15 protein-coding genes are annotated in these 15,040 nt (G+C 46.4%); 2 read left to right on the forward strand and 13 right to left on the reverse strand.

Going from position 1 to position 15,040, the window contains the following annotated elements; all coding sequences use genetic code 11:
• Positions 1-3: 3 nt before the first annotated feature.
• The 10 genes from H8Z76_RS07580 to H8Z76_RS07625 all read right to left on the reverse strand — a co-directional run bounded on the left by H8Z76_RS07580 (position 4) and on the right by H8Z76_RS07625 (position 11,550).
• Complete coding sequence (locus H8Z76_RS07580) at positions 4-1,761, reverse strand: DUF2075 domain-containing protein (protein WP_186982104.1); 1,758 nt, start codon at positions 1,759-1,761, stop codon at positions 4-6.
• Positions 1,762-2,412: 651 nt separating this feature from the next.
• Positions 2,413-3,498: an acyltransferase family protein gene (locus H8Z76_RS07585; RefSeq protein WP_186982105.1), complete on the reverse strand. Its 1,086-nt coding sequence runs from the start codon at positions 3,496-3,498 to the stop codon at positions 2,413-2,415.
• 1 nt (position 3,499) lies between these two features.
• A complete protein-coding gene (locus H8Z76_RS07590; RefSeq protein ID WP_186982107.1) occupies positions 3,500-4,264 on the reverse strand; it encodes an ABC transporter permease in 765 nt (254 codons plus the stop codon).
• 1 nt (position 4,265) lies between these two features.
• Positions 4,266-4,958 (reverse strand): fluoroquinolone export ABC transporter permease subunit, encoded by a 693-nt coding sequence (locus H8Z76_RS07595; RefSeq protein ID WP_186982109.1) that lies wholly within the window; start codon positions 4,956-4,958, stop codon positions 4,266-4,268.
• Between the two features lie 13 nt (positions 4,959-4,971).
• Entirely contained in the window at positions 4,972-5,820 is an 849-nt protein-coding gene (locus tag H8Z76_RS07600) for an ABC transporter ATP-binding protein (protein ID WP_186982111.1), read from the reverse strand.
• Positions 5,821-5,909: 89 nt separating this feature from the next.
• Complete coding sequence (locus tag H8Z76_RS07605; protein ID WP_186982113.1) at positions 5,910-6,503, reverse strand: TetR/AcrR family transcriptional regulator; 594 nt, start codon at positions 6,501-6,503, stop codon at positions 5,910-5,912.
• An 81-nt stretch (positions 6,504-6,584) separates the two neighbouring features.
• Positions 6,585-7,337 (reverse strand): ABC transporter ATP-binding protein, encoded by a 753-nt coding sequence (locus H8Z76_RS07610; RefSeq protein WP_186982115.1) that lies wholly within the window; start codon positions 7,335-7,337, stop codon positions 6,585-6,587.
• A gap of 3 nt (positions 7,338-7,340) precedes the next feature.
• On the reverse strand, positions 7,341-9,584 hold the full coding sequence (locus H8Z76_RS07615) for an FtsX-like permease family protein (protein ID WP_186982117.1): 2,244 nt from the start codon (positions 9,582-9,584) through the stop codon (positions 7,341-7,343).
• A complete protein-coding gene (locus tag H8Z76_RS07620) occupies positions 9,581-10,819 on the reverse strand; it encodes an MFS transporter (RefSeq protein WP_186982119.1) in 1,239 nt (412 codons plus the stop codon). Before H8Z76_RS07620 ends, H8Z76_RS07615 begins: the two co-directional genes overlap by 4 nt.
• 92 nt (positions 10,820-10,911) lie before the next feature.
• A complete protein-coding gene (locus H8Z76_RS07625; RefSeq protein WP_186982121.1) occupies positions 10,912-11,550 on the reverse strand; it encodes a TetR/AcrR family transcriptional regulator in 639 nt (212 codons plus the stop codon).
• Between the two features lie 220 nt (positions 11,551-11,770).
• On the opposite strand from H8Z76_RS07625, the gene H8Z76_RS07630 reads away from it, so the two are divergent.
• Both H8Z76_RS07630 and H8Z76_RS07635 read left to right on the forward strand, forming a co-directional pair.
• Entirely contained in the window at positions 11,771-12,202 is a 432-nt protein-coding gene (locus H8Z76_RS07630) for a MarR family winged helix-turn-helix transcriptional regulator (RefSeq protein WP_186982123.1), read from the forward strand.
• Complete coding sequence (locus H8Z76_RS07635; protein ID WP_022515927.1) at positions 12,199-12,474, forward strand: membrane protein; 276 nt, start codon at positions 12,199-12,201, stop codon at positions 12,472-12,474. Before H8Z76_RS07630 ends, H8Z76_RS07635 begins: the two co-directional genes overlap by 4 nt.
• Here H8Z76_RS07635 and H8Z76_RS07640 read toward each other — a convergent pair.
• From H8Z76_RS07640 to H8Z76_RS07650, 3 genes are read right to left on the reverse strand one after another with little or no spacing between them, the layout of a single operon-like run.
• A complete protein-coding gene (locus H8Z76_RS07640) occupies positions 12,449-13,369 on the reverse strand; it encodes an ABC transporter substrate-binding protein (protein WP_186982125.1) in 921 nt (306 codons plus the stop codon). The genes H8Z76_RS07635 and H8Z76_RS07640 overlap by 26 nt on opposite strands.
• Entirely contained in the window at positions 13,329-14,384 is a 1,056-nt protein-coding gene (locus tag H8Z76_RS07645; RefSeq protein WP_186982127.1) for an ATP-binding cassette domain-containing protein, read from the reverse strand. Before H8Z76_RS07645 ends, H8Z76_RS07640 begins: the two co-directional genes overlap by 41 nt.
• The gene (locus tag H8Z76_RS07650) at positions 14,344-15,033 is read right to left on the reverse strand and encodes a GTP-binding protein (protein ID WP_186982130.1); all 690 of its coding nucleotides are present in this window, start codon (positions 15,031-15,033) and stop codon (positions 14,344-14,346) included. The genes H8Z76_RS07645 and H8Z76_RS07650 overlap by 41 nt, the downstream gene beginning before the upstream one ends.
• Between the last annotated feature and the right edge of the window lie 7 nt (positions 15,034-15,040).

A 15,040-nucleotide genomic window follows, 5' to 3' on the forward strand; every position in this document is an offset into this window, starting at 1 on the left:
TAATCACCCTTGTAATTCTGCTTTCTTCAATGCTTCTCTTAATTGATCATCGCATGCATATATGTACAAACCATTGACTCCGCGAGTCATCAGCACACGTACTTCATGCTTCAATAATTCTTCTGCAAAGTTTTTCTTTGATCCATCACTTAATGTTTTTCTCATTGTCACCTTTGAATTACTGGTCTCATTTGGATCATAAATTATTTTTCCATTACGATATTTAACCGATTCCCCCAATATTACTCCCGCATAATTCAAATCAAAACCCTGAATCGTAAAAGTCGATCCAACTTCTCCAATTGTATGTTCCTGCTCCGCCCAAGATTGTTCTTTCATTTTTCTTTTTTGCTTTGTATCTAATTCCTTTTTTAATTCATAATTCCACGGCTTATGCCAGTTATCTCTTTTCACTAATACTTCCCAATACTTTTGCAATCTATTTTGAGGTCTACTGTTTTCTTTATAATCCCAATCATAATTTGCAATCAGCCGTGACAATCTGGTTTCCTCTTTACTAGCTTTTTTCCGTATTTCCATTTCCAAAGAAACTGGCGAATCAAATATTTTTATTTCATAACTATTATGTGGAATTTTATTAATAATTTGGCTCTTAGTAAATGAATCAATCCAATCCAAAGTGTCCTTATCGGCTTTCATACGCAACTGTTCAGTTAATGTAAAATGATTTTCCTGTTCAATCGCCTTATTACGATATTTATCGATCATCTGACTTTCCCAATATTGATCCATTCTCAACACTTGATTTTCGTCAAATACAATTACCACTACTTTTGCCTTCTTAACAATATCATCCAACTGATTCTCCCCTTGATACCCTTGGTTTCCTTGTGTAAATAGAAGATGTGCTTCATCAATAAATACAACATCTACGGAATCGTCTTCTGGATGTCTATTTAAAAAGTGAGACGCTTTACTTATAACTTCTCCATATTTTTCCGTAATGCCAAGTTTCTTGGCTATATCTGAATATACCTTTATCTGCTCATTGTGATTAACGACCATGCTACACCTAAAATCAGAATTTCCCCGCTTCTCTTCCTTACAATAGAGTTCATAAAATATACTGCTGTTCAAAACCGTTTTCCCTGTTCCAGCTTCCCCATCTATAAAAATTATTTGTTTTTCATCCTGTTGCAAGGCAATGTCAATTCGTTCTAATATCTTCTCCTTTACATATTTTTGACCATCTGTTAATTTATGTAACGGAGATGCCTTATAAATAGCGGAATCTTTGATCACACTTTCATTCGGAAATAGTTCTTCATTTGAATTATGAAGTTCCCGCCAGATCCTTCTGAATATAAGCTCAAACTCATCCGATGGATAATAATGATTCTGCGGATTTTCTCTGGCATTATGTACCTGTTTAACTTTATCTACACTCATCAGATAATGCATTAATCTATTTTCAATATCCAAAGTTAATGATTTATTAAAATGCTCATGCCCAATAATATACAGAGTTGCATCTTTTCCAATCAACTTATGTTGCCATTTTTCATCTTTTATGCGATTATGATAATGCTCTCTGGTTCGATTAAAAATATTATTTGACTCGCCCACATATACCTCATATTTATCTGTTTCAGGCCAATTATGAATATAAACCGTTGGAAAATTCATAATGATATCCTTTGTCTTCTCAGATTCTATCCACAACGATTGTTCAAACTGCTCCAATGCTATCTCGTTATCTTTAATTTTTCTGACTATTGGCTTTGCAACATTTTTCTTCATGTTTTTGCCTTTCTTGGTTCATTCCACAAAATATAATATAATGATTTTCTGTCGAACATACAGCAATCCGTTTTCATATAGACCCCATATATCTCTTATGTCCTCATATACACTTTTTTCCTCATAGCAAAAAGCCCAACATAATCTGCATCGTTGAGAGGCGTGTTGGGTTCTGCTAAATTTAGTATATGCAAAATAGAACAACTCGTCAATGGACAGTTGATTTCATCTTCATCTAGACAATATTTTTACTACAATTTTTCTGACAAAAATTGATAGACTTCTCATACAGTTTCATAGCTGTTTTCTCAATTAATCACACTTTTACGATGCATAATTCTCAATTACTTTATTGAAATCAATTGATCTATTTCACGGTATCTTGCAGCATTTTTACGCTATTCCAAGATACAAAGTATCAGCAATGCTACTTCCATTTTAAGTTCCTAATCTAATTATAATCCCCCCTTCTTTCCCCCACAACGCCATCTTTCCGTCAATTTTCGACAACCACCCACTCTATTTTTTACCCCAGAGAAGTCCCACTCCCGCCTCATATTTTCCAAAAAAATAAGAACCAGACGTTTCCACATCTGATCCTTATTTCCTCATACATCCTGTTTTCAGGCACATTCCCACCATCTTCTATTTTCACTTTTTCACGCCATCTCTTTTACCTGCTCCGCCGGACACCCACTTTTTCATCCGTGAAAACAGCACGCAGCACAAAAACGTAATCAGATACGCCACCACACATGGCACCAGAAAAAGAAGTACCGTACTGCTCGTATATCTGCTGAAACAAAACTGTGCCGCCACAAGAAATACAAAATGCAAGATATAAAAAGCGAACGAATTTTTGCAAAGAAATGCTGTCCGTTCATTTGAAAAATCCAAAAATTTTGAAAAGAATCCAACCGCAGTAAGAATTCCAAACCACTGCGCCACAAACATGCACACCGTATTCATGGCCGCATGCAGATCTTTGCAATAACAGAACAGATAGACATTGAAAAGATCTGCGATCAGAAAGATCACCAAATGAAGCGGGAAATATTTTTGCAAAACTGCTGTGACATCTTCCCGGTAAAATACATAGTACCCGATAAGAAAAAACGCCAGATACGCACCGATACTCTTTCCGCCTATATCAAGCACCGGCTTTCCATTGACCGGGAGCAGACCGAGCAGCCAGACTTTCCACACGGACGGCGTATTCCAATGTACCTGTTTTAAAAACTTTTCCTGCAATTTTGATATCCCAAGCGCCAGCATGCTGATGAGGAACAGATACAGTAAAAACCACAGATGCCCCGGTGTAAATCCTCCGTCATATCCGGTCAGATCCGTGATCTTCGTAACAAAGATCCGGTAGTGGGAGAAGAAATTTCCGGCGTATCCGTTATGCCAGCGGTCCGCATAATAGGTAAGTGCCGCGACAACGGTAAATAATCCTGCTGCCAACGGGATCAAAAGCTTTTTTATCCGCTCTTTCACATAGCCCGTCATTCCACGTTTTTGCAGGGAAAACCGTGCGCTTAAACCTGCCGCCAGAAACAATGCCGCCATATACCAGGGTGAAACAAAGGTGACGAAAGCACTCAAGGTCCTGCTCTCGCCAAACCATACATAATTTGCCTCTCCCCAGCAGTTAAATGCCATTGCCGCATGATAAGGAACCAGAAGCAAAATGCAAAACGTCCTTAAATTGTCAATGTCATGCCTTCTTTGTCGCATCTTATCTTTCTTCTCCCCTTCTTTTTCCTATAGGTAAGCTATCTCCAAACAAAGAGATTCCGTCCACATCCTTTGTATAGGATACCACAAAAATCCACACAAGGAAAACATTGATCGAAACGACCACCTCTTTTTCACTGCCAGACAGCATTCCATTTCCCATCCAGAATGACGGCAGCCAGGCAAAAAAGTATTTTTCTCTGCCCCGGATCACGAACGGGATCGCCGCCCCCAAAATGGTCAGTGTCGCTATTTTACAGACTGCCATCCCTTCCAGGCGGTTTTTTGAAAATTTTAAGATCAGAGCCGCGATCCATATGCCCTGCAGGGTTCCCGCAAATGCGAGCACTCCTGTCATTTGCAGTGAAATGGAAGTCAGGCGAAACAGCGGAAGCAACACAAGCGTACACACAAACGCCGCAGCCGCCGGGAATCCCATTCTTGAGATCAGATAGCCCCTTTTCATCAAAGGCGTTACCAAAAAGGCATTCACGATCTTTTCATCCCGTTCATCCAAGAGAAGCATGACGGCAGAAAAACACAGCAGGATCGGTGCGATCATAACATAAGCAATATCAATGAGCGCATAATATGGGGAAATACACACGCTCCGATGAAGCCCTGCACACAACGCCTGCTCCAGGCGCGGCACGCCAAAACGGAACAAAACTCCCGCAAGAACCGGTGCAATGCAAGCCGCAAGCAGCATCTTATCTTTTTTTAAGACATCAAACATCTGTTTAAAACTTTTCCAGTAAATTTCCATCTTATCTTTCTCCCTTTTTCCCGCTGCATCCATACCACAGTTTTCTGACACTGTTTTCCGCTGCCACCGCAAGTAACAATGTGAGTGCGGCCACTTCCAGCCACTGGACTCCGTTTATTTTTTCTCCACCGATCAGATGAAAACAGATCACCGTAGGATAATAAGCCAATACGCTTTGTCTAATCCCTGAGATGGAAAAGATCACCGGCACAAAACCTGCCAGTTCTATCGGGACTGTGGCAAGCACAAACTGATTCAGATCCCGGATCTTTGTCGCGACAATCAGCCCGAAAAATGAGAAGATCATTTCCGAAAAAACAACTCCGCAAAAATACCCGACCGTCAGCCCGCTTCGATCCACCGAAAGCTGCAGGATCAGGGCTGCCACTGTTGCAATGACGCCAAGGGAAACTGCCTTTCCCGCCACATATTCCCGGATTCTGACCGGAGAAACAAAAATTGCGCGCTCCAGATGCTGACTTCTCTCCAGCAAAAGGATCGCCCCCATAAAATACAGTCCCATTGCCGCCGGATCGGTAAAGATCAAAAGTTCTGCCACTACTTTTTTTAAGTCCGCCGGGACCGCATGCAAAACTGCCAGATACAGGATCGTAAGCATCAGATACAGCAGATAGATTCCCGTCCTTCTCTGAAAATACATATCATTTTTTATAATTCCCAAAACTCTGCTCATCCTCTTTTCTCCTTTATCCCAGACTTTCTCCGGTAAGTTCTACAAATATATCATTTAATGTAGGTTCACTGCTGTGGATGGAACGCAGTCTGCCTGCCCGGATCAGTTCCAGCAGCTTTTGCTCGTTTCCGATCTCTTCCAGCCTGCATTCCGCCGTCTGTTCCCCATGTTCTTCCCAGGTATAGGTCACCTTCTTCGCCCCTTTTTCCATGATCAGATGATGCGGACTGTCGAGCGCACATATTTTTCCATTCACAATAAACGCGACGCGGTCACAAAGCTCTGTCGCATCCTGCATATTGTGTGTGGTTAAAAGGATCGTTTTTCCACGTTTCTGTTCCCCTTTGATCAGCTCTTTCATTTTTTTGCTGTTTGCCGGATCCAGCCCGCTGGTCGGTTCATCCAGATACAGGATTTCCGGGTCATGCAGGATCGCCTTTATGAAATTCACTCTTGACCGCATGCCCTTTGAGTAAGACTCCAGACGTTTATCTGCGTCCGCAAGCAGCCCTACCGCGTCAAGCAGTTTTTCAATGTCGCGTGTTCCGTTTTTATACAGAGAACCAAAGAACTTTAAATTTTCCCGTGCCGTCAGTTTTTCGTACATCGTTGAATATTCAAAATCAACCCCGATCTTTTCATAAAAGTCCCGGTCAAAACACCGGCACTCCACACCCGCAACAGATGCGCTCCCCTCATAACCGGTCAGCATTCCGGTCAGCACTTTCTGCAATGTACTCTTCCCCGCTCCCGACGACCCGAGAAAACCGAATATCTCACCCTTTTTCACAGAAAAACTCATATCGGTAATGATGTTTTTTCCTCTCTCATATCCCACGGTCAAATGTTCTACCTGAATCATCATCCTCTTCCTTTCTGACTGTTTTTAGTGTTTTAGTCAAAATAATGGTAAAATATAATTACAGCCAGATCTGACTGTAATTATGTTTCTTACGCTAATATCTGCATCAGTACGCCGCCAATCAGCAGGCGCAGCCCTTTCTCATAATCCTCCGGGGCTATTTTATCCCGCTCCAGCGTTGCGAAATATATTGCATGAAATGCCGCCGTTACCGCGCCGATATCCACACCCTCACACAATGGGATCTGCGCAAACAGCCGGCTTATTTCCACGGTATCTTCCTTTTGGTGCGCCGCGATCTCCTCCGCCGGAATCTTTTTCGTCAGAAGATTCATTTCCTCTGAATTTAAGATCTGTAAGACGGGCATCTCTTCCGCCATCTGATAAAATCCAAGGAAAAGATCTGTGAGCGCATCGAGCGTATCCCCTGTGAGATCGACCGCTGCCACCTTCTCTGCCATTTCCCGCTCCATCTGTTCATGCGCCACAAGGATCACTTCCCACAGCAGGCGCTCCTTGGATTCATAAAAAAGATAAAACGTCCCTTTGGGAATCCCAACCCGCTTTACCAGCTCATCCACGGTCGTTTTTTTGATCCCATACTGCGCCATACAATATCCGGCTTCTTCCATCAGCCGTCTTTTAATCTCATCTTTTTCCTGGTTTGTATAACACTTTGGCATACCATTTGTTCCTTTTTTTGACTAATCCATTATTTTTAGTCATTATAAATCAGGACATCCACTCTGTCAATCCTTTTCTTCTCACCAGCCCATCTTCCCAAGCCATGCTTCGACGCATTTCATCCGTTCCATGTCAGTCTGCTTTTTTTGATCCGAAAGCTCTAACTCCCCGCGGATCTTTCCATCTAAAAGATACAGGATCCTCCCGCATCTTGCCGCCACTCTGCTGTCATGTGTCACCATAAGGATCGTTGTCCCGGCACTGTTTAATCTCTCAAATTCATCCATGACTTCTCCCGCCGCGCTCATGTTAAGTGCCCCGGTCGGCTCATCCGCAAACAGGATCTTTGGCGCGTTTATCATACTACGGCAAATACATGCGCGCTGCAGCTGTCCGCCGGACACCTGCGCGATGTCCCGCTCTGCCAGTTCTTCGATGGAAAGTTTTTTCATCCAGTTTTTTACGTCCCGGATGAGCGTATCCTTTGATCTGGTTTTGTTTCTTTTCCCTTTTTGTGCCTGCACCGCCGGCAGTAAAATGTTATCGATCAGGTTCAGATTGGAAAGCATGTTCATCTGCTGGAACACAAATCCCATCCGGTGCAGCCGAAGTGCCGCCTTTTCATCCTCTGGGAGACCCGCGATCTCTGTTCCGTCCAGCCATACCTCTCCCGCCGTCGGCTGATCGAGTCCCGCGATATTGTATAAAAGTGTGGACTTTCCGGAGCCGGACGGCCCCATGACCGCCACCATCTCCCCGGCTTCCACGGCAAAGGAAACCCGGTGTAAGATCCCATCTTTGCATAAATTCTTTACTTCAAGCAGTTTTTTCATGTCTTACTCCTTTCCGATACAGCACTCAAATGCTCTGATATTCTTTATTTCCCATATTCCCGCTTCCACTGCTGCCACTGCCGCAAACGACAATGTCACAGGGATTAAAAAGCACACCATCCGCCAGTCCGTGACAAAGGAAAATCCTTCTGCACCAAACGAAGTTAAAATGCTTCCGCACAGCTTTTCCCCGCAGGTGTTTCCGAAAAGGATCCCCGTCACGATCCCGAAGAATGCAGGCAGAAATCCACGGATCCGGTAACTTCTTTTTATATCCCTGCTGCAAAATCCAATGGCTTTTTTTAAGGAAATGGCATAACGGTTCTTTTCTATGGTCAGCCGCAGAAACAGGGCTGTCACCACAAACAGGATCCCCGCCGATATGCCGGTCGCCACAACCGCTGCCAGCCGGATCTCCTTTAGCGTCTGCCCGTATGTTCCTTTCACATAATCCGCAATGTCTGTTACCTTGATCTCCGGCTGCTGATATTTGTTTATCCATGTTTTTTCTGAGACATGATCCTTTAAGGAAACATAAAAAACGCTCCACATAACCGGTGCTTTCTCATCCGCGATCCGGCAGGCCTTCGCTGTTTTTCCTCCGTTCGTGATATCCGAATAGATCCCGCACACCGTGTATCTCTCTGCCCCTTTTTCCGTATTGAGCAATAAAGAATCTCCGACTGTAAGACCGGTTTCTTTTGCATTCAGCGCAGACAATGCGATCTGTCCCTTTCCTTTCGGTGCCTCTCCTTTTTCATTACGGACCGGAAATATATTGTGATTGCCCTCTTCCACCGTAAGTGCTGACGTACTGCCATCCGGCAGACCCATGGAATACGACCTCGTTTTTAACACCACATACTTTTCTACATCCGCATCTCCCGCAAGCTGCTCTGCCGTCCGCGCTGTCACTCCCGCGATATCGTCCGTCTGCCGGATATCCATACGGAGTCCGGCATCTCCGATCCCCATATAAGTCACAAACTCTGGCGAATCCAACGTGTGATGCAGATTTGCCGGCACCAGCATCAAAAACGCGCATGCCGCCGCCACCGCAGCGATCAGAAAATAACTTCGGTATTCCCTGCCCTTTTTTTGCTCCAGCACATCATACAGACAGGAAAGCACCGGCAGTTGTTCCTTTCTTTTTAAAATACGCCGTACCGCAAGAAGCAGGATCCCCTCTGCCAGCAGCACCGCGAGTACCGCTCCGAATATGGTCCAACCACCGATCGCCACGCCGCCATACAATTCCTGCATCTGCGCGGTCAGCGGCTTTTGTGCCAGACCGGTCAGAAGAAGACCAATCAATGCTCCCGCCACGGAAAACGCCACATACTTTGCAAACCAGAGTCCACGGATCTGACCCTTTGCCATGCCGATCGCCCGGAGCATTCCCATTTCCTTTCGTTCCTTTTCCATTCGGGTCAGCAGCAGAAAACGGATGCAGATCACGGATATAATGACTGCCACCACACTGACCAACAAAATGACAAAGATCATCATCCCGTCGGACAACGCGTTCATCATGCGGATCAACGGCTTTGTGACTGCGGGTCCGTTATCCGGAAGCCCTGCCTCCTTATAGGCATTTTCAAACACCCCGGTATCCGTTCCCTCATGCAGCCTGAATTCGATCAGATATTCCTCCGTTCCCTCTTTTTGCATACTTTCATAATCTGCTTCATTTACCAGGAAGCGCTTGGAAGATGCCATCATGGAATTCATCTGGGAATCGCGGATAAACCCGGCGATCGTAAATTTCCGGTTTCCGATCTGCATGACATCGCCCGGCGCAAGTTCATACTGTGCCCGGTAACAGATCGGGACAAAGACCTCACCCGGCCAAACTTTGGGAAGTTCATTGGTAAGATCGACCAGATAGTCAAAGCTCTGCCCCTGCACGGACAGTCCATTATCCTGTGTACTGTCCGCCAGCGAATGCTCTCCCAGACTGATCTTACTGTTTTCCAGATTTAAAAAAGGCATGACCTGCCAGTCTTCCACCTCCGGGTGTGCCTCTGCGAACGCACTTATTTCTTCTTCCTTTACAGTTCCCGCATGCATCTGTAAAAAATCCGGTGTCTCTGCCTGCTCCATCAGCGTCTGGATCGAGGACAGCAGGGAGACGGATAAAAGCACCGTCAGAGCAAACAGCATGGCGGAGACCGTCATAAATGCCACCGTTGCTGCGGTAAACAGTCTGTTTTTTCTGATATCGTTTAAGATCAGTCTTTTTCTCATGCGCTCCTCCTTTCCAGGTCACGGATACTCCTGATCGGATACAGGCATCCTGCCGTCACGACAAGAAGTACCCCCGCCGCCATCACCACGACTGCCGCGCCTCTTCCCACGCCGACCGCCATCTTCTTTGCGATCCCGTCCGCAGCGATCCCGGAAATCCCATATGCCACGACATAACCGATCTGCGACAAAAATCCGATCACGCCCCAGGCACGTCCCTGCAATTCATCCGGGATATTGGTGCGAACCAGATAATCCAGACAGTTGTTTGCGAACGGCAGCGCCGCAAAGAAGAGGAATCCGAACACGCAGATGACGATCACATTTTCCTTTAATCCAAAACCGATCATGCCAATTCCTGCAAATATAAGGGCAGTCACAAGCACCTTCACATAATTTTTCCGGATCCCGCACGCGCCGAGAAACACACCGGATACCAGCATTCCCGAGGCACAGAGCGTCTCTGCCGCTCCGAGCGTGGCACTTCCCGCAAAATCAAGGATCATCGGCTCCGCAAGGATCTGCAAAGCTCCCATAAAGCAGGTGATCACCGAGGATACTAAAATCAGCATCAATACGCCTTTTCTGTCTGTGATCGCGCGAAATCCGATTTTTAAACTCTCCCCAAACGATTCTCTGCTCTCTTTTTTCGACTCATGGATCGCCCTTTTTACGACCGCCGTTGAAGTCACTGTGAGGAAGAACGTACTGATGTCGATCACCAACAGGAGCTTGATGTCACTGACTGCGAGCAGTGCCCCCGCAAGAACCGGCGAGATCAGATATCTGGCGCTTCCCGTGATGCTGATCACCCCGCTTGCCCTGGAATATTCTTCCTTTGTCAGAAGATCCGTCACGGTTGCGCGGTAGGACGGCTCAAGCAAGGAGGAAAAGACTGAACTTATCACCACACCGATACAGATCTGATAGAGCGCCGCTCCTCCCCGCAGCATACAAATCAGTATGTAAAGGACGCCGATCGCCGAGCAGCCATCCCCGATCATCATAAGCACTCTTCTGTCATACCGGTCCGCAAGCACGCCCGCCAGAACGCTCAGCAATAACGTCGGCAGAAATGCTAACAGTGTGACAAGCGCTGTGCTCGCGGCACTGTTTGTCTGTGTGAACACATAGACTCCCAGTCCAAAGCTCGTAAGCCCGCCGCCGACTGCGGAGACCAGCTCTCCCGACCACAGCAGCAAAAATTTTTTAAAATTACTATTCTGATGTTGCATTCTACATCTCCTCCTTGTTTTCTCGACCGTCAGTCTGTCGGTAATGTTTTAAAAAAGAAAGGAACCATGTCTGTTCCTGTCTCTTACATAAATTATAATGATCCGTTCTTTTCAAAGACCGGCAGGATCACATCCCGCATACTGCCGCATTCCATACCGAACAGCCGCTCCGTATTGTAAATAAATGCATCGATCTTTTCTGCTCTTTCCGCCTCACTGTATTCCATGAGGTCATCAAATGCGGTGTTGGAATACAGCATGACCATCTCGATTGCCTCCGCCGGATGATCCGTATGACAGAGCCCCTGCTCGATTCCTTCCAGTAAAAGCCCGGTCATTATGGGATTTACCCCGCTTAGCAGTTTTTCCTGCAGCTTCTGATGCATCAGGGCATTCTGCGGACGATGTACCTGCTTCATGACTTCCCGGCCCGCCTCGTTGTTCACATTAAGCGCCAGGATCGTAAGCGTGATCCGCTGTAAGATCGGTATCTCGCTTTTTGCCGCGATCGCCGTTGCCTTTGCAAGCAGCTGCTCGGTCATCCGTTCGATCATTGCATCCAAAATGTCCTCTTTGGACTTAAAATGATAATACAGCGTCCCGCGCGCGATCCCAATCTCTTCTAAGATATCGTTCGTACTGGTATTGTCAAATCCTTTTTCTCCAAAAAGGCGCTCTGCCACGTCTAAGATCTCGTTTTTTCTTTCTTCTGCTTCCTTTACTACCCGCATGTTTTCACCATTTCTTTTATCCCGGTTCAAAACCGGATTTTGTAACCGACAGCTTGTCGGTAAGTAATATAACATGTTCCCGGATAAAAGTCAAACTGATTTTTTCTTTTATTCTTGACATTTTTCTGTTTTCTGCCATATTATCATTTGTCCGCAAATAGTTTGTATACTAATTGTTTGCAGGCAAGCAATTAAAAGAAAGGGCACAAACGGTACTTTTATGAAAGATTCTTTACATTACAGGCTGCGCGCCTGCCATTTGAGCTGTCAGAAAATGATCGTACAGGATTTAAAAAACGAAACCGATCTGAAACCCGGGGAACCGAAAATCCTGGAATTTCTTGCGGAACATGAGCCATGCGAACAAAAGGCGATCGCGCACGGATGTGATCTGGATTCCGCCTCCGTGACCGGAATCTTACGGCGCATGGAAGACCGCGGTCTGATCCACCGCGAAATGAAAGACGGCAACCGCCGCTCTCTTTATGTCTCCATGACACCACTTGGCAGATCCCGTCTTTTACATGTGGAACAGACGTTCCAAAAGATCGATAAAATGGCTCTCTCCGGCTTTTCTGACAAAGACCGCGAAGCTTTTTTTCATATGTTGGATCTTGTATACCGTAATTTAAAAAAGGAAGATTTATTTTGAACCACACAGAAGTTACAGAAAAAAATGACAATATAAAGATCCGGCTGGTCGTCTATCTGATCGGCCTGTTCATCATGACACTCGGCATATCCATGTCGGTAAAATCAAACCTCGGTGTATCACCGGTCAGCTCGATCCCCTACACGATCACCTGTATCACCGGACTTGAAATGGGAAAAGCGACGATCCTGTTCCACATCGTGCTCGTAGCGCTCCAGTTTGTGATCCTGCGCGGTGCGTTCCAGATCAAGAGTCTGCTGCGTCTTTGCTAAAACGTTCCTGCCGTTTTCTGGTATCCCTTATGATAGTGCGAACCCTTGCGAGTTCCTCACAAATCACCCGGTCTTTGCACGCCGCATCGATCTTTAACATCGGGGAATCACAGAGCGGAAAATACTTTTCTTCAAAAACTCTGCGCACGGGTGCCTGGTTTAATATGTTTTTGGTGCAGCCCTGCCGGTAAGCTTCTTTTGTACAAAACAAAATAAAGTTTTCCGCCGCTGCGCCATCTGCGGGGATCTGTACCCTGGCGTATGGATTTTCCAGACAGATCTGCGCAAACAAATACGGCATCACAAAAACAGAGCCATAGGTATTTCCCGCTTTTCCGATATGCCGGATCGTCTCGATCGGCGCAGCACAGCAATTTATATTTTCTACAAATGCCCGCACGGCTTTCTCCCCAAATTTCCGGTACAGATATACCGGGATCAGCGGATCCATATCATCCATCTGTCCGATCAGGCAGATCTCCCCACGATAAGAAACATCGGTGAGCGCCTCGTAGGTCTCCGGCAGCTTTCGTTTTCCAAGCCGCTTTTTATCTATGACCATCACTTCTGGAAAATACGCGTAATTCTCCCTGTGGCAGTATGCCTCCGGCACCAGCAGGCGGTCTTTGAATTTCCGGTGCGCGCACTCTCCAAATCCCATCGCAAGATATGCGCCCGGGATCTTTTGCAGCGGCATGTTCATGATCATATCCTCCGCGTCTGCTCCGCCCGCCGGTTCCGCCGGGATATACGCCTGATATTTATAGCCAGTCTGCTGATACAGTTTTTTGATCTGTTCGTAACAGCTGTTGCGAAATGTCGTCTTGATCGGACTGGGCAGATCCGCCCACAGATCATAGGATGCCCTGTGGCTGTTCCATAATATTTTCCCCATTCCGTATTTTCCCCCGAATCATCTTCATTTTCTGGTTTACTTCTTCCAGATACACTTTCCATTCTTTCTCGCACGCGCTGCGCTGCTGCAGCTTTGCGATCCCACCGTTGCGGATCACGATCCTCTTTTCACAGGAAAGCGCGATCAGCGGATCGTGTGTGGAAATAAGCACGATCTTTTCCTTTCCCGCCAGAAGACGGATCACTTCCTCGCAGTCGATCCCGGCATTCTCCGGTTCATCGATCAGAACGACCGGCGCGTCGGATATATAGGCTATGTCCGCGATCATCAGCGCTCTCGACTGTCCACCGCTCAACTGCGTGATATAGGATTCTCTGGTAAACGGTTCCCCCGCAATGGAATTCGCGCATGCGAGGATCCGGTCGATCTGTGCTTCCACGCGTTCTTTCTCTTTTTCCGGCGTATGGCAGGAAATATGGATCTGCAGAAATTCCGCGCAGGTCAGCTCCATCACATAATTCATCGTCTGGGAGAGATACGCGCAGAAATGATTTTCCCAGGCCTCGCGCTGCTTTTCTCCGACCGGTCTGCCATTCATCCAGATCCTGCGCCCTGTGACGGTATCCCCATCGGCAATATATTCAATATCCTCCAGAAATCGGGTTTTTCCGGATCCGGTCTTTCCGACCACACAGACGACCTCACCCCGGTGAAGACAGACCTCTTTTTGTTCCGCCTGTCCGTTTTTGTCATGACCGCCGACAATGGTGATCGTCTCGATTTTTTCCGGTGTCTCGTCCTTTGTATCTCCGGTGTCTGCCATACAGGTTTTTACTTTTTCATAGAGTTCCTGCCTTGTCGTGCCGCGATCCCGGAACACATGATTCGGAAATGCCGCAATCAGTTCTTTCACCGTCACATCCGGATAAATGACCGGAATTTCAAACTGTTTGAATAATTCCAAAACTTCGGTATATCTGGTACAGATCTGTTCTGCCGGAAGATTTTCAAGCTCATTCTTCCAGCATTCCTGCTTTGATTCTGGTGACTGCATCATTTCCTCCTACTTTTGTCTGACCCGCACAGTATGTGCAGACGGCAGCCGGCATGGTAAATCTTAAATACTTGTCGGTGATTGCCTGTATTTCTCCGGTTGTCTGCAAAATCTGATCGAGTTTATAAATTCCCTGTCCGTTTAAGCCATTTACAAAAAAGACACGCGCTTTCCGGTTTGCCTTTTTGACATTGTAAAGAAAGATCTCCCGCTCTGTCGGGGAAACCAGATCTCCCTTTGTGATCACGACATAATCCGCGTACCAGAGCATCGGCCCGATCTTAAACGGTGCGGAGATTCCGGACAGACAGTCGATCACGCAGACCGCCGGAATATCCCGGATATGCGGCGAGCATCTGCCACAGAGCCCTGCGCTCTCCGTAACTAACATATCCGCACCGCGCTCTCTGGCCCACGCATAGGCCTGTTCGATGGACTGCACAAAAAAATGATCCGGGCAGGTATTCCCGGACAAATATTTAACCGTCGGAATGCCTGCCCTTTCATAGATCTTATCATCTTCACTTGAAATACAGTCCAACTTCATGACCGCAGCATGGATGCCCTGCTCTTTTAGATTCTGCACTGCCTTCATGATCACGGCTGTCTTTCCGCATGCATGTGCGCCTGCAAACGTTACTACCCTCATGGTCTTC

It is taken from the genome of Roseburia yibonii, assembly GCF_014297335.1.
GTDB classification, from domain to species: Bacteria; Bacillota; Clostridia; order Lachnospirales; family Lachnospiraceae; genus Roseburia_D; species Roseburia_D yibonii.